The 14,717-nt window shown below is 72.2% G+C and carries 14 protein-coding genes; 6 read left to right on the plus strand and 8 right to left on the minus strand.

The window, feature by feature from the left end:
* Positions 1-151 precede the first annotated feature (151 nt).
* The 3 genes from B9W62_RS03900 to B9W62_RS03910 are packed head-to-tail and all read right to left on the minus strand — an operon-like array spanning position 152 to position 3,562.
* The gene (locus B9W62_RS03900; RefSeq protein ID WP_087805219.1) at positions 152-907 is read right to left on the minus strand and encodes a succinate dehydrogenase/fumarate reductase iron-sulfur subunit; all 756 of its coding nucleotides are present in this window, start codon (positions 905-907) and stop codon (positions 152-154) included.
* Positions 904-2,853, minus strand: coding sequence for a fumarate reductase/succinate dehydrogenase flavoprotein subunit (locus tag B9W62_RS03905; protein ID WP_087805221.1), 1,950 nt, complete (start codon positions 2,851-2,853; stop codon positions 904-906). The genes B9W62_RS03900 and B9W62_RS03905 overlap by 4 nt, the downstream gene beginning before the upstream one ends.
* 1 nt (position 2,854) lies before the next feature.
* The gene (locus B9W62_RS03910) at positions 2,855-3,562 is read right to left on the minus strand and encodes a succinate dehydrogenase (RefSeq protein ID WP_087805223.1); all 708 of its coding nucleotides are present in this window, start codon (positions 3,560-3,562) and stop codon (positions 2,855-2,857) included.
* A gap of 94 nt (positions 3,563-3,656) precedes the next feature.
* On the opposite strand from B9W62_RS03910, the gene B9W62_RS03915 reads away from it, so the two are divergent.
* Positions 3,657-4,541: a LysR family transcriptional regulator gene (locus B9W62_RS03915; protein ID WP_087805224.1), complete on the plus strand. Its 885-nt coding sequence runs from the start codon at positions 3,657-3,659 to the stop codon at positions 4,539-4,541.
* Positions 4,542-4,593: 52 nt separating this feature from the next.
* On the opposite strand, the gene B9W62_RS03920 is transcribed toward B9W62_RS03915, so the two are convergent.
* The gene (locus B9W62_RS03920) at positions 4,594-5,493 is read right to left on the minus strand and encodes an NAD(P)H-binding protein (RefSeq protein WP_087811723.1); all 900 of its coding nucleotides are present in this window, start codon (positions 5,491-5,493) and stop codon (positions 4,594-4,596) included.
* 177 nt (positions 5,494-5,670) lie between these two features.
* Here B9W62_RS03920 and B9W62_RS03925 point away from each other — a divergent pair, with 177 nt between their 5' ends.
* Positions 5,671-6,507, plus strand: a complete 837-nt coding sequence (locus tag B9W62_RS03925; protein WP_087805226.1) for a LysR family transcriptional regulator — start codon at positions 5,671-5,673, stop codon at positions 6,505-6,507.
* A 75-nt stretch (positions 6,508-6,582) separates the two neighbouring features.
* Here the strand turns inward: B9W62_RS03925 and rmdA are convergent, their stop codons facing one another.
* The 3 genes from rmdA to B9W62_RS03940 all read right to left on the minus strand — a co-directional run bounded on the left by rmdA (position 6,583) and on the right by B9W62_RS03940 (position 10,712).
* Positions 6,583-8,727: a cyclic Di-GMP phosphodiesterase RmdA gene (rmdA, locus tag B9W62_RS03930; RefSeq protein ID WP_087805228.1), complete on the minus strand. Its 2,145-nt coding sequence runs from the start codon at positions 8,725-8,727 to the stop codon at positions 6,583-6,585.
* Positions 8,724-9,536 (minus strand): SAM-dependent methyltransferase, encoded by an 813-nt coding sequence (locus B9W62_RS03935; RefSeq protein WP_087805229.1) that lies wholly within the window; start codon positions 9,534-9,536, stop codon positions 8,724-8,726. Before B9W62_RS03935 ends, rmdA begins: the two co-directional genes overlap by 4 nt.
* Positions 9,537-9,761: 225 nt before the next feature.
* Complete coding sequence (locus B9W62_RS03940; RefSeq protein ID WP_087805231.1) at positions 9,762-10,712, minus strand: SCO0930 family lipoprotein; 951 nt, start codon at positions 10,710-10,712, stop codon at positions 9,762-9,764.
* Between the two features lie 268 nt (positions 10,713-10,980).
* Here B9W62_RS03940 and B9W62_RS03945 point away from each other — a divergent pair, with 268 nt between their 5' ends.
* The 3 genes from B9W62_RS03945 to B9W62_RS03955 all read left to right on the plus strand — a co-directional run bounded on the left by B9W62_RS03945 (position 10,981) and on the right by B9W62_RS03955 (position 13,114).
* A complete protein-coding gene (locus B9W62_RS03945) occupies positions 10,981-11,610 on the plus strand; it encodes a hypothetical protein (RefSeq protein ID WP_087811724.1) in 630 nt (209 codons plus the stop codon).
* A 15-nt stretch (positions 11,611-11,625) separates the two neighbouring features.
* A complete protein-coding gene (locus B9W62_RS03950; RefSeq protein WP_087805233.1) occupies positions 11,626-12,390 on the plus strand; it encodes a bestrophin-like domain in 765 nt (254 codons plus the stop codon).
* A 202-nt stretch (positions 12,391-12,592) separates the two neighbouring features.
* Positions 12,593-13,114 carry a hypothetical protein gene (locus B9W62_RS03955; protein ID WP_087805235.1) on the plus strand — a complete coding sequence of 174 codons (522 nt, stop codon included), beginning with the start codon at positions 12,593-12,595 and terminating at the stop codon, positions 13,112-13,114.
* Between the two features lie 84 nt (positions 13,115-13,198).
* Here the strand turns inward: B9W62_RS03955 and B9W62_RS03960 are convergent, their stop codons facing one another.
* Positions 13,199-13,693: a hypothetical protein gene (locus tag B9W62_RS03960; protein WP_161380629.1), complete on the minus strand. Its 495-nt coding sequence runs from the start codon at positions 13,691-13,693 to the stop codon at positions 13,199-13,201.
* 331 nt (positions 13,694-14,024) lie between these two features.
* On the opposite strand from B9W62_RS03960, the gene B9W62_RS03965 reads away from it, so the two are divergent.
* Positions 14,025-14,690: a class F sortase gene (locus B9W62_RS03965; protein ID WP_087805237.1), complete on the plus strand. Its 666-nt coding sequence runs from the start codon at positions 14,025-14,027 to the stop codon at positions 14,688-14,690.
* Positions 14,691-14,717 lie beyond the last annotated feature (27 nt).

The following is a 14,717-nucleotide window of genomic DNA, read 5'->3' on the forward strand; positions in this document are numbered from 1 at the left end:
CCAGTTCTTCCGCCCCCGGGTGGCCGGAACATGACCTCGGCCGGGAGAGTGGGTGTGGAGCGATTGAATGCCCTGGGCGCAAAGAGAGACGGGGCCGGGAGGAACACCTCTCCCGGCCCCGTCCGTCCGCCGTCGGCGAACGTCGTAAGGGTCAGCTCTTCGTCGCGTGAGGGTGGCGCGAGGCCCGCAGCCACTCCTTGTTCATGTTGGTGATGGAGATCAGCGGAATGCCCTTCGGGCACGCCGTCGCGCACTCGCCGGTGAGCGTGCAGCCGCCGAAGCCCTCCGTGTCCATTTGCGCCACCATGTCGACCACCCGCGTCTCGCGCTCGGGCGCTCCCTGAGGCAGGACGTTGAGGTGGTTGATCTTCGCCGAGGTGAAGAGCATCGCCGAGCCGTTGGGGCAGGCCGCGACGCATGCGCCGCAGCCGATGCACTCGGCGTTCTCGAAGGCTGTCTCGGCGTGCGGCTTCGGCACATGGGTGGCGTGGGCGTCCGGGGCAGCTCCCGTGGGGGCGCTGATGTAGCCGCCGGCCTGGATGATCCGGTCGAACGCCGAGCGGTCCACGACGAGGTCCTTGACCACCGGGAAAGCCGCGGCGCGCCAGGGCTCGACGTCGATGGTGTCGCCGTCCTTGAAGGACCGCATGTGCAACTGGCAGGCAGTGGTGCGCTCCGGACCGTGGGCATCACCGTTGATCACCAGCGAGCAGGCGCCGCAGATGCCCTCGCGGCAGTCGTGGTCGAAGGCGACCGGGTCCTCGCCCTTGAGGGTGAGTTCCTCGTTGAGGTTGTCGAGCATTTCGAGGAAAGACATGTCCGGCGATATGCCGTCCACCTCGTAGGTGGACATGGCACCGTCCGTGTCGGCGTTCTTCTGCCGCCAGACACGCAGGTTGAGCTTCATGCGTAGCTCCGCTGAGTGGGGTGTACGTATTCGAAGACGAGGTCCTCCTTGTGGAGGGTCGGGGCCTCGCCGGTGGCTGCGAACTCCCAGGCCGCGACGTAGGAGAACTCCTCGTCCTTGCGGGCCGCCTCGCCGTCGGGGGTCTGGGACTCCTCGCGGAAGTGGCCGCCGGCGGACTCGGACCGGTTCAGGGCGTCGAGGCACATCAGCTCGGCCAGTTCCAGGTAGTCGACGACGCGGTTGGCCCGCTCCAGCGACTGGTTGAACTCCTCGCCGCTGCCCGGGACCTTGATGCTGCGCCAGAACTCCTCGCGGATCTGCGGGATCCGTTCGAGGGCCTTGCGCAGACCCGTCTCGTTGCGGGCCATGCCGCAGTACTCCCACATGAGTTCACCGATCTCGCGGTGGAAGGAGTCCGGGGTACGGTCGCCGTTGACCGACAGGAGCCGGGCGATGCGGTCCTTGGTCTCGGTGACGGCTTCCTTGACGGCGGGGTGGTCGTCGTCCACCTCGTGCTTGTGAGGATTGCGCGCGAGGTAGTCGTTGATCGTCGAGGGCAGGACGAAGTAGCCGTCGGCCAGGCCCTGCATCAGCGCCGAGGCGCCGAGACGGTTGGCTCCGTGGTCGGAGAAGTTGGCCTCGCCGACGGCGAAGAGGCCGGGGATCGTGGTCTGGAGGTCGTAGTCGACCCACAGGCCGCCCATCGTGTAGTGCACGGCCGGGTAGATCCGCATCGGCACCCGGTACGGGTCCTCGTCGGTGATCCGGTGGTACATGTCGAAGAGGTTGCCGTACTTGGCCTCGACCGCCTTGCGTCCCATGCGCTTGATGGCGTCGGCGAAGTCCAGATAAACGCCCTGGCCGCCGGGGCCCACTCCCCTGCCCTCGTCGCAGACGTTCTTCGCGGCGCGGGAGGCGATGTCGCGGGGGACCAGGTTGCCGAAGGACGGGTAGATGCGCTCCAGGTAGTAGTCGCGCTCGTCCTCGGGGATCTTGTTCGGCGGGCGGTCGTCGCCCTGGGCCTTGGGCACCCAGATCCGGCCGTCGTTGCGCAGCGACTCGCTCATCAGCGTCAGCTTGGACTGGTGGTCGCCGGTGCGCGGGATGCAGGTGGGGTGGATCTGCGTGAAGCACGGGTTGGCGAAATAGGCCCCGCGCCGGTGGGCCCGCCAGATCGCGGTCGCGTTGGAGTTCATCGCATTGGTCGACAGGTAGAAGACGTTGCCGTAGCCACCCGTGGCCAGGACGACCGCGTCCGCGAAGTACGTGTCGATCCTTCCGGTGATCAGGTCGCGGGCGACGATGCCGCGGGCCCGGCCGTCGACGACGATCAGGTCCAGCATCTCGGTGCGCGCGTGCATCTCGACATTGCCTGCCGCGATCTGGCGCGACAGCGCCTGGTAGGCACCGAGGAGGAGCTGCTGGCCCGTCTGTCCGCGGGCGTAGAAGGTGCGGGAGACCTGGACGCCGCCGAAGGAGCGGGTGTCGAGCAGGCCGCCGTACTCACGGGCGAAGGGCACGCCCTGGGCGACGGCCTGGTCGATGATCTCGACGGAGACCTCGGCCAGCCGGTGCACGTTGGACTCGCGGGCGCGGAAGTCGCCGCCCTTGACCGTGTCGTAGAACAGTCGGTGGACGGAGTCGCCGTCGTTGCGGTAGTTCTTCGCGGCGTTGATGCCGCCCTGCGCGGCGATGGAGTGCGCGCGGCGCGGGGAGTCCTGGAAGCAGAACTGGATGACGTGGTAGCCCTGCTCGGCGAGCGTGGCGCCGGCCGAGCCACCCGCCAGGCCCGTCCCGACGACGATGATGGTCTGCTTGCGCCGGTTGGCGGGGTTGACCAGCTTCGCCTCGAAGCGGCGGCGGTGCCAGCGGTCCTTGATCGGGCCGTCGGGGGCCTTTTCGTCGACGATCGGCTCGCCCGTCGTGAAGTCGGCGTAGGTACTCATGTCAGCTCACCACTCCGGTCATGACGCTCACGGGGACGGCGATGAAACCCAGCGTGAGGAACAGCGCGGTCACGTTCGACAGGGACTTCAGGTAGCGCTCGCGCCTGCGGGTGCTCACGCCGAGTGTCTGTGCCGCGCTCCAGAAACCGTGCCGGATGTGCAGGCCGAGCGCGAGCATCGCGGTGATGTAGATGACGTTGCCGTACCACGTGGAGAAGGTGTCGACGACGTTGTCGTAGACGGCGCCCTGCTCGTAGCCGCCCGAGTGGACGGTGCCCGTGGTCAGGTCCAACAGGTGCCAGACGATGAACAGACCAAGGATGATCCCGCCCCAGCGCATGGTGCGCGTGGCGTAGCTGGTCCCGGCCTTCTTGTTCACGTACTTGACCGGGCGGGCCTTGATGTCACGCCGGCTGAGCTGGTACGCGGAGACGGCATGCGCCACCACCGCGGTGAGCATCACCACCCGCAGGATCCACAGCGCCCACCCGTAATGCAGCACGGGGTCGCCGACGACCCGCAGCCAGTGCGAGTACTCGTCGAACTCCCCGGCCCCGAAGTAGATCTTCAGGTTCCCGATCATGTGGGCGATCAGGTAGAGGAGCATGACCAGACCGCTGACGGCCATGACCGCCTTCTTGCCGAGGGACGAGTCCCACATCGTGCGCGCCCTGGACGGTTGTCGCTCCGTCCGCGTTGCCAGATCCATGTCACAGGACGATACGAGCCATCAATCAATCGGTCCAAGAGATGGATCGCGTGGTTTCGATAGCCGTTACCTATCGAACAGCTATTCTGGCCGGATGCAGTTCCAACAGCTCCAGTACTTCGTGGCGGTCGCCGAGACCCGGCACTTCACCCGGGCCGCCGAGGTGGTCCACGTGGCGCAGCCCTCGCTGTCGCAGCAGATCAAGGCGCTGGAGCGGGAGCTGGGCGCCGACCTGTTCCTGCGGGCGCGCGGGAACATCACCCTCACCGACGCCGGGGAGGCGCTGCTGCCGCTGGCCCGGCGCATCCTGGCGGACGCGGACACCGCCCGGCACGAGGTGCTGGAGCTGGCCCAGCTGCGCCGCGGCCGGGTCCGGCTGGGTGCCACCCCGAGCCTGTGCACCGGCCTGCTCCCCGACGTGCTGCGTGCCTTCCACGACCGCTACCCCGGCATCCAGCTGCTGATCGAGGAGGGCGGCTCGCACGACCTGGTGCGGGAGCTGGCGCGCGGCGCGCTCGACCTCGCCCTGGTCGTGCTGCCGCTGCCCACCGCCTCACCGGCGCTGACCACGGTGGAGCTGCTGCGGGAGGACCTGGTGGTGGTGTCGTCCCCGGAGTCGCCCCGGCCGGGCGGCGGGCGCCGTGCCGTGCGCATCACCGACCTGGAGGGCGAGCGTCTGGTGATGTTCCGGCACGGCTACGACCTGCGGGAGCTGACCGTCGCCGCGTGCCGCTCGGCCGGGTTCGAGCCGGACTTCGCCGTGGAGGGCGGCGAGATGGACGCGGTCCTGGGCTTCGTGCGGGCCGGGCTCGGCATGGCGGTCGTCCCGCGGATGGTGGCCGCCCGCTCCGGGCGCGGACTGCGGGTGACCCCGCTGGCCCGGCCGGGTCTGCACCGGACCATCGCCCTGGCCCACCGCAGCGACGTGGCTCCGCCGCGGGCGGCGCGGGAGCTACAGCGGATGCTGCTGGAGCGGTGAGGGGCCGCAGACGTGTCCCGGACGGGCCGCGCTCGGCGGGCCAGGGGTGTTCTCAGGCGAGCGTGGCCGGCCGCAGGACCTCCTCGCACCAGCGGCGGAAGCTCGTGGGCGCGGTGTCCGGGGTGCTGGGCTCGGCCGCGCCGTAGAAGCCCTGGGCCTCCATCGCCGAGGCCATGTCGGCCAGGCCCTGCGCGCCGCTCTCGCTCGCCCCGAACCGCAGGGCGGACGCCTTGTACGCCTCCGGGGTGGTCTCCCGTACCTGTACCGGACGGCCCAGTACGTCGGACAGCACCCCGGCCATGCCCTCCGGGGTGAGGTCGTCGGGGCCGACGAGCGGGACGTCGGCGCGGCCGGTCCAGGAGTCGTCGAGGAGCAGCCGGGCGGCCGTGGCGGCGATGTCGGCGGTGGCACAGGTGCGCAGGACGCGGTCGGCGGCGTACGCCATGCGGAACTCGCCCGTGTCACGCAGCGCGGCCGCCTGCCCGAGCAGGTTCTCCATCAGGAAGGGCGGGCACAGCGCCCGGTAGTGCACGCCGGTGGCGGCGATGCGGTCGTCCATGGCGAGCGAGGCGGAGATCGGTCCAGCGTCCTTCGCCACGCCGCGGCCGAGGCTGGAGACGGCGACGACCCGGGCGACGCCCTGCTGCGCGATTACCTCGCACAGCGGCAGCGTGAAGTCCCGGAAGTGGCCCTCGACGCTGTCGGCGCCGGGTGCCGGCGGCACCAGCCAGAACACCTGGTCGGCGCCCTCGCAGGCCGCGCCCAGGACCTCGGGGTCGGCGTGCGAGCCCTGGAACACCTCGGCCCGCTCGCGGGCGCGGGGAGTGAGCCGGGCGGGGTCGCGGGCGATGACGCGCGGGGCGGCCCCGTCGTCCCGGGCCTCGAGGGCGTCCAGGACGTGGTCGAGGACCTGGCGGCCGATTCCGCCGGTCGGGGTGGTGATGACGATCACGAGCACGACTCCGGTTCAGGGAGGAAGAGAGGGGTGCGCGCCGGGCGGGAGGCCTGCTGCCGTTCGCTCACCGGCGCTCTCCCATCCTGTTCGCCGGGCGGCCGGAACTGAAGGATCGATCGGGTCCCGCTTGTTACCCTGAGGGCAATACCGGACGGCGCCGGAGGGAGGCGGGACATGGAGTCGCGTTCCCTGCGCTACTTCGTGGCGGTCGCCGAGGAGCTGAACTTCGCGCGGGCCGCCGAGCGGCTGGGCATCTCCCCGCCGCCGCTGTCCAGGGCGATCCGCCGGCTGGAGGCCGAGCTGGGTGTCACGCTGTTCGAGCGGACCACCCACAGCGTGACCCGGACCCGGGCGGGGGACGTGCTGCTCGCCGAGGCGCGCGTCGCGCTGGACGCGCTGGACGCCGCCGGGCGGCGGGCCCGGCGTGCGGCCGAGGGACCGAAGCTGGTGCTGGCCGTGAAGGCCGACGGGGACGCGGGCCTGCTGGAGCCGATCCTCGCCCGCTACGCGTCGGAGCCCGGGTCCGTGCCGGTCGCCGTGCGGCTGTGCGGGTGGCAGGAGCAGCCGCGGCTGCTGCGTGCCGGCGAGGCGGACGCCGCCCTGGTCCACGCGCCGTTCGACGGGACCGGCCTCGACACCGAGACACTGGCCGCCGAACCGCGCGTCGCCGTCCTGGCCGCGAACCACCCGCTCGCCGCCCGCGACCGGCTGGAGCTGGCCGACCTCGGCCTCGACGCGGGCAGCGTGGAGCGGCACATCGACGCGGCCCGGCGCGGCCACGACGACCTCGCCCAGGTGCTCACGGCCGTCGCCCTGGGGAAGGTCGTCACGCTGCTGCCCGCCTCGGTGACCTCCCGCTACCCGCGCCCGGGCGTCGCCTACCGCCCGGTCCTGGACGCCCCGCCGGTCGTCCTGTCCCTCGCCTGGCCCCGGCGGTCGCGCTCGACGGCGACCGCGGCCCTGGTCCGCGTGGCCACGGAGATCGCCGAAGCGGTCCGCAACGGGGCGTGAGCCGGACGGCGGCTCGCCCGACCCCCGTCGTTCGAGCCGGGACGGCACAGGTCGTGAGCCGGGCGGTGGACTCGCTCAGCCCGTCGCGTCCACCAGGGCCAGTTCGTGCAGGTGCTCGGGCGGGCCCGGGCGGGCGTAGTACCAGCCCTGGGCCGTGTCGCAGCCGAGTATGCGCAGCTGCTCGGCCTGGGCGCCGGTCTCCACTCCCTCCACGGTGACCGCGAGGTCCAGGCTGTGGGCCAGGGCGACGATCCCCTCGACGATCTTCAGGTCGACGGGGTCCGCCGGGAACTGCTGCATGCTCTGCGTGAACGAGCGGTCCAGCTTGAGGACGCTCACCGGCAGCCGGCGCAGGTTGGCGAGGTTGGAGTAGCCGGTGCCGAAGTCGTCCAGGGCGATGTCGACGCCCATCTCGGCCAGCCGGCGCAGCGGTTTCAGCAGGTCGTCGTCGGCTCCGATCAGCGCCGACTCGGTCACCTCCAGGCACAGCGCGTCCGGCGTGACGCCGGTCCGCTCCAGGATCTCCACGGTGTCCTGGACCAAGCCCGGGTGGGTGAGCTGGCAGGGCGAGAGGTTGACGTTGATGCGCAGCGGTCCCGCGGCGCCGCTCTCGCCGTACCGCTCCCGCCAGACGCGGGCCTGCCGCACGGACTGCTCCAGGACCCAGCGGCCCAGCGGCACGATCAGTCCGGTGTGTTCCGCGAGCGGGATGAACCGGTCGGGGCCGAGCACTCCGTGCTGCGGGTGCAGCCAGCGCACCAGCGCCTCGGCGCCGCGCACACTGCCGTCGCCGAGGTGGACCAGGGGCTGGTACTCGATGAAGAACTCGCCCCGCTCCAGGGCGGCGGGCAGCGCGGTGGTCAGCCCGTGCCGGGTGATGACGCGGGCGTCGGCCTCCGGGTCGGCCAGTTCGAAGCGGTTGCCGCCCGCCGACTTGGCCCGGTACATGGTGATGTCGGCGCTGCGCAGCACCTCGGCCGGGCTGCGCTCGCCGGCCGGGCCCTCGACGATGCCGATGCTGCCGCGCACGGTCAGCTCCCGGCCGTCGACGCTGACCGGGGCGAGCAGCGCGTTCATGATGCGCCCGGCCAGCTCGTCGACCTCGCGGCGGGTGTCGGGTCCCGTGGTCAGCGCCACGAACTCGTCGCCGCCGAGCCGGGCGACCATCTCGCCGGGTGCGGTGGCGCAGGCCTGGAGGCGGTCGGCGACCTCCACGAGCAGCCGGTCGCCGGCCGCGTGGCCGAGGCTGTCGTTGACGGCCTTGAAGCCGTCGAGGTCGAGGTAGCACAGGCCGAAGCGCTGGCCCGGGCCCGCGTTCAGGGCCTTCTCCAGGCGTTCGAAGAAGAAGCTGCGGTTGGGCAGACCGGTGAGCGCGTCGTGCGTGGCCTCGTAGCGCAGCCGCAGGTTGAGCAGCCGGCGCTCGGTGGTGTCCTCCATCAGGGCGAGCTGGTACTGCGGGGTACCGTCGGCGTCGCGGAGCAGGGAGACGGTGAGGTTGGTCCACAGGACCGTCCCGTCGGGCCGGTAGAAGGCCTTCTCCACGTGGTAGTGCTCGCGCTCGCCGCGCACCAGCTCCTCGTAGAGCCGCCAGGTCTGCGGCGCGTCGTCGGGGTGCGTCCACTCGGTCGCCCGGCGGCCGCCGAGCAGGGGGTCGGCGATGCCGAACATCCGCATCAACGCCTCGTTGACCTGGAGGACGTTGCCGTCCAGGTCGGCGATGCCGATGCCTATGGCGGCGCCCTCGAAGACCGCGCGGAAGCGGGCCTCGCTGGCGTGCAGGGCCTGGGCGACCACGCCCTGCGCCTTCAGGGCGGCCTGGGCGATGGCCTCCTGCTCGGCGAGGGTCCGGGCGCGCAGTGCCCCGGCGAACCCGGCCGCCATCGCGTGCTGGAGCCGTGCGGAGCGGGCCCGCAGGTCCTCCGGGTCGCCGTCCTCGCCGCAGTAGAGCACCAGGTAGGCGTCGACGCAGTCCAGCGTCCGGGAGAGCGCGTCCGGGTCGGTGCAGTGCGCGTCGACGAGCGCGGCGCCGACCGCCCTGGCCTCCTCGGCGTCGAAGCTCCGGGCACGCAGCACCTCGCTCAGCCGGCGGGCCAGCGGCAGCAGTTCGGCCTCGAACTCCGGCCGGGTCGACGATGTCGAGGTCAGCGGGAACACCGCCCGGCTCCAGATCGTCGCGAACCGGCGCAGTCTGTCCTCCGGCCCGTCCGGCTCCGCGCTCACGCCGTACGCCCCACGCCGGCGAACCCGGAGAACGCGTACGGGTCCTCTTCCTCCGGCTCCCCCTCCGGCCTCCAGCGCGGCATCGGAACCAGTCCGGGTTCCACCATGTCGTACCCCTTGAAGAACCGCGCGATTTCCTCGCGCGAACGCATGATCAGCGGATTGCGAATGTCCCTGTACACGTCCACCGCGCCCCCGGCCCGCTCGGCGGGCAGCGGGATGTTCTCGTACGAGGCGTGCGTGAGGGCCAGCAGACTGCCGGGCGCGAGCGCGGCGCTCAACTCGGCCACCGCCGCGTACGGGTCGTCCTCGTCTTCCACGAAGTGCAGTATGGCAACCAGCAGCAGGGCGACCGGTCGATTCAGGTCGATCAGCCGCTCCACCTGGGGGCTGGCCAGGATCTCCCGCGGCTTGAGCAGGTCGCCGGCCACGACGTCCGCGTCGTCGCGGCCCGCCAGGACGGCCTCGCTGTGCGCGACCGCCACCGGGTCGTGGTCGACGTACACCACGCGGGCGCCGGGGCGGCTGCGGCCGGCCACCTCGTGGACGTTGCCGAAGGTCGGGATGCCGGAGCCGATGTCGAGGAACTGGTCGATGCCCTCGTCGGCCGCGAAGCGCACGGCCCGGCGCATGAACGCCCGGTTCGCCTGCATGATCTTGGGAAGTCCCGGCATGAACTCCATGGCCCGGCGGGCCGCTTCCCGGTCGACCTCGAAGTTGTGCGAACCGCCCAGGTAGAAGTCGTAGATCCGGGACACGCTGGGCACCGTGATGTCGATGCTGCGAGGGGCCCAGGCGGGACGCTCCATCTAGCTCTCCAAGGCATAGGCGATCCGGTGTTCGAGCTGAGGCTACTGATCGCCCGCCAAAGGGGCGAGCCCAAACGGAAATTGACCGTCCGTTCCCGGTCACTGCCCGCGGCACGTGCCCTGGGCGAAGGCATGCCAAAGCGCACGAACCAGGCCGTCCCCTCCGTCTGGGTACGGAGGGGACGGCCCGCGGTCGCGCGCTGAAGGTTGGCAGGCGGGAGGTCGCTACTTCTTCGGCGCGCCGACCGGCTTTCCGTCGGGCTTGACGGCGTACCAGGTGCCGCCCACGCCCTGACCGTTGGTGTCCCCGGCCTTCTTGTCGCCGGCGAAGGTGTAGATCGGCCAGCAGTCGATCGTCTGCTGGGCGGCGCCGTCGGGCCGGGTGAAGCTCATCAGTCCCTTCTTCTCGACCCCCTTGGTGTCGTTGGCCTCGACGGGCGCCACGACCGGCCACTTCTCCAGGCACGCGCCGGTGCAGGCCGAGACCGGCTTCGGCCAGGCCTCGTCCTTCATGAAGCGGTAGACGGTCATCCCGTTCTTGTCGACGACGATCTCGCCGAGCTTCGGGTCCTCGCGGGTGGACAGTCCGGCGGCCGGTTCGGCCTGGGCCTTCTTGCCGTCCGCGGCCAGCGCGAACCACTTCTTGCCGACGCCCTGGCCCTTGACGTCTCCGGCGGCGGTGTCCTTGGCGTAGCGGTACGCGGGCCAGCCGCCGATCGTCAGCTGCTTGCTGCCGTCGGGCCGGGTGACCTCGCCGAGCAGGTCCTTGTCGATCCCCTCGCCGGCGAGGGCGTCGTCCGCGGCCACCGGCGGCCACGTGGTGGCGCAGTCGTTCTCGCAGGTCGTCTTGGGCGGCTCGGCGGTGTCGGCGTCGAAGCGGTAGAGCGTACGGCCCGCTCCGTCGGTCACCAGGTCGCCGATCTCGGCGTTGGCCGTGACGGACAGCTTGCCCGCGGGCTCCGGAGCGTTCGCCGCGGCCTGCCCGGCGCCCGCGCCGGTACCGAGTCCGTCGCCGGCCCCGGTGCCGAGGTCGCCGACGTCGCCGGGCGCGGCCGTCGCGCCCACGTTCTGACTGCCGGTGGCACCGCCGCCACCGTCCTGGCCGCACGCCGTCGTCAGCGCCAGCAGCGCCGCGGCGCCCGCCACGAGTGAGGCGCTCCGCCAGGAGGTCTTCATCGTCAATCCCCGATCGTCACGAAGGTGTTGGGGCGCCCTGCTGGGCCGCCGCACGACACTGAGTACGCACGGCGGAGCCCGTTGTGTTCAACCGGTCGCGGGTTTTCTTCCCGTCCGCCACCGGCGCGCGATGCCTCGTACAGGTTTCCGGACCGCCGGGCCGGCGGGTTCGCCGCCGTCAAACCCCTGGTGGGGCCGTGTCCCTCCTTCGGGGCAATCACCGGGCACTCGGGTGTGGGGCGGTGCGCCAGGCTTCATGATCTGCGTCGTGCATGGACCCGAACCGACCCGATCCGCCGCCGCCGGACGGGTGTTGGCCCTGGTGACGCTGACGTTCACCCTCGTCGGCATACCGGTCGGCCCCGCGCAGGCCGACGCCTGCGCGTACGCGTCGACCGGACCGGACGGCACCGACGCGGTGGCGGTCGCCGGGAGCGCTTCCACCTGGCCCACCTTCCCGCCCTGCCCGAGGCCCACCCCGACGCCCACCCCGACGCCCACCCCCACGCCGACGCCCACACCCCCGCCTCCTCCCCCGCCCGAGCCCACTCCCCCGCCCGCGCCGAAACCGCCCCCGCCGAAGCCACCGGCGCCGGAGCCGGAACCGCCGCCTCCGCCCGCCCCGCGTCCGACACCGCCGCGGCCCGCCCCCGACCCGAGCCCGACACCGACGCCCGCTCCCACCGTGCCGCCGGTCCGCCCCGCGGCGCCCGCGCCCGCTCCCTCGGTCGCGCCCGAGCCCACGCCCCGTCCGTCGCTCAGCCCGGTGCACTATCCGCGCCACCGCACCGCGCGGCCGCCTCAGCGGTCCTCGCGCGGGGCCACGTCGCCGCTCGTCTTCGTCCTGCTCATCACGGTGCCCGCGGTGGTCGCGGTCGCCGCGCTCCGTGCGCGCTGATCCTGGAGGCCTCTCTTGCCGGAATGGCTTGTTCTCACCCTCGCGATGCTGGCCGCCTGCGTCGTGGTGGTCATCATCACCCTCCTGCGGCACCGGGCCGCGTCCGACGACGAGGACATCACCGAGACCCCGGACGTCATCGAGTACATGACGATGTGGATCGGCGTGGTGTACGCCATCGTCCTGGGCCTGGCCATCGCGGGTGTCTGGGAGGCGCGCAGCGCCGCCGAGGCCGACGTGCAGACGGAGGCCGTCGCGCTGCACGAGGTCTCGGAACGGGCCCGGGTCTACCCGCCCGACGTCCGTGACCGCATCCGGGCGGATGTCAACGCCTATGTCGGACACGTCGTGACCACCGAGTGGAAGGCCATGGCCGACCACGGCGAGGTGACCGAGCGCGGCACCGAGCTGCTCGACCGGGTCCGCGCGGACGTCACCGACTACGAGCCGAGGTCGGACTTCGAGGCGCAGGCGTACCAGCCCCTCGTCGACCAGGTGGCCGTCGCGGACCAGGCCCGCAACGCCAGGGCGCAGTCGACCGGGGCGACCATGCCGGGGGTGGTGTGGTTCGGGCTGATCGCCGGGGCCGTCATCACCATCGGGATGGTCTTCGCCCTGCAGATCCGGCGCACGACCCGCGAACTGGTCCTCGCGGGTCTGTTCTCGGCCCTGATCGCCTTCCTGCTCTTCCTGATCTGGGACTTCGACGCGCCCTTCAGCCGGGGCGTGGCGGCGTCGACCGACCCGTTCCTGAGCCTGTTCCCCGGCGCCGGGGACTGACCGCCCGGCACTGGCACGACGCGGGGGACGGCGACGGCCGACACGCCGTCACCGTCCCCTGTGCGGCCCACACTCTTGCCCCATTCGCGCGACTGCGATCGCGGTGGCGGGCCCGGCTTCCTAGCGTTTCGGGCATCGAGGTGCATTCCTGGCGCGAGCGGAACAGGTCCGCCGCCGCTCCTCGGGGACCCGGAGGTTCACCATGCGCGCGATACCCGTCGCCTCGGTCGCACTGCTGGGCGGCGCCGCCCTCTCCGCCTGTGTTCCGGCCGGGGCCGTGGGCTCGAACACGTACGGCTTCACCGTCAGTCCCGCCACCGTGGCGCCCGGCGGCGAGGTCACGCTGGGAGTGGGCCGTACCGCCGCGGGCTGCCGGGGGCGGGTCACGGTGACCTCGCCGGTGTTCGACACGGTCACCATCCCCCGGGACGAGTCGTCGGCGACGGCGCGGATCGACCGGGACGCCCGGCGCGGTGCGGTGTACCGGGTGACGTTCGCGTGCCGGGACAAGACCGGCACGGTGGACCTGACCATCGCGGGCGGCGGCTCGCACCACCCGTCGGACGAGCCCTGGCGCGACAAGGGCGTGCACGCCGGTCAGGGCGGCAGCGTCGCGGGGTTCGACCTGAAGCAGCTCGGGCTCGGCGCGGCGCTCGTCGCGGCGGCGGTGGGCACGGCGTACCAGCTCTCGCGCCGCCGCCGTACCGGCGAGGACGGCGCCTGACCCTGCCGCCGAGCGCGGCACTCCGCCCCGGATCCGACGAGGGTCCGGGGCGGAGTGCCGCGGTCGTGCTGCGGTGGCGGGCGCTCAGATGCGCCGCTCGGACCGGCGGCGCATCCAGAACAGGCCACCACCGGCGACGGCCGCGGCGACGAGCCCGCCGCCGATCGCGATGTCGGTCGCGGTCGCCCCGCTGGAGCTGCTGCCGCCGAGGCCGCCCCGGACACCGCCGATGACGGTGAAGGCGGCCGGCCGGGTCAGCCGCCGGCCCGAGCAGTTGACGGTGATGTCGTACGAGCCGGGCCTGGCGTCCTGCTTGATGGTGGCGGTGCCCTTGGACGTCTCGTTGGCTCCCCTCACCGGCGTCAGGTGCGTGGTCCGGAAGGCGTCCGAGGTCATCGTGCCGCCCTGGGGGCAGCCGTCGACCGTGACGGTCATCTGGCCGCCGCGGGCGATCACGCTGGGCAGCGCGACGATGTTGCTCGGCTGGTTGTGGTCGCCGCCTGCGGTGGCCGCGGGGGCGGCCAGTCCGAGGACAGCGACGGCGGCGCCGGCTGCCGCGAGGGCACGAGTGGTGCGCATGTGATCCTCCGCGGAAGACGCCCCGGGTCCCGTCCCCGGTCGATCGGCGAGAAAGCGCCTCCCAGAAAGACCCTCAGTTGCCCTGCCCGCAGCCGCATTTCGGGAATGGTCCGTCCTGGTGAGGGGGTTGCCGGGCCGACACCGCGCGAGTGGATATCGCCGCAGGTCACGCACCGTCAGAAAATCTCCGCCGGTCACCTCCCGGATGGCGCACGCACGGACGCCCGCACCACCCGTTCGCCGCCGCCCCGTCGCCGGTCCCCCGCACGGCGCTTAGCGTGCTCGTATGCGCGGATGATCCGGCGACGGCCGGGTCGAGAGGGGATGGAGAATGTACGACTCCGAGTTGGCCGAAGAGGAGGAGCGGCGGCGGAAGCGCGCTCCCTGGGGCGTGATAGCGCTTGTTCTGCTGACCGGTCTCGCGCTCATCCGCAACGGCTCCGGGGAATTCGACGTGGGCCCCCCGCAGCCGGCCTCCGCCGCCGCCTCGGACACCCGGGCCGCCGCCGGCGACGGCGCCGCCGCCGGTGTCACGCCGCTTCCGTACTCGGTGCCGGACCGGGTCTCCATCCCGGCCATCCAGGTCGACGCCCCGGTCATGGGCGTCGGTCTCGACGCCGACGGCTGGGTCGACGCGCCGCCGCCCGAGGACCCGAACCTGGCCGGCTGGTTCACCGGCGCGGTCGCCCCGGGAGAGAAGGGCACCGCGGTCGTGGTCGGCCACGTCGACAACGAGCAGGGCCCCGCCGTCTTCTACGGACTCGGCGCCCTGAAAAAGGGAAACAAGGTGGACGTGCACCGCCAGGACGGAAAGACGGCGGTCTTCGAGATCTACGGCATCGAGGTCTTCGAGAAGAACAACTTCCCCGGCGACCGGGTCTACGGCTCCAAGGGCGGCGCGGAGCTGCGGGTCATCACCTGCGGCGGCGGTTTCACCAAGCAGAACGGCTACGACGGGAACGTCGTCACCTTCGCCCGCCTGGTCGAGGTCCGCTGAGCGTGCCCCGGCCCGGCGGGCGCGGCG

It is taken from the genome of Streptomyces sp. CS113 (assembly GCF_002188365.1).
Classification (GTDB): Bacteria; Actinomycetota; Actinomycetes; order Streptomycetales; family Streptomycetaceae; genus Streptomyces; species Streptomyces tendae.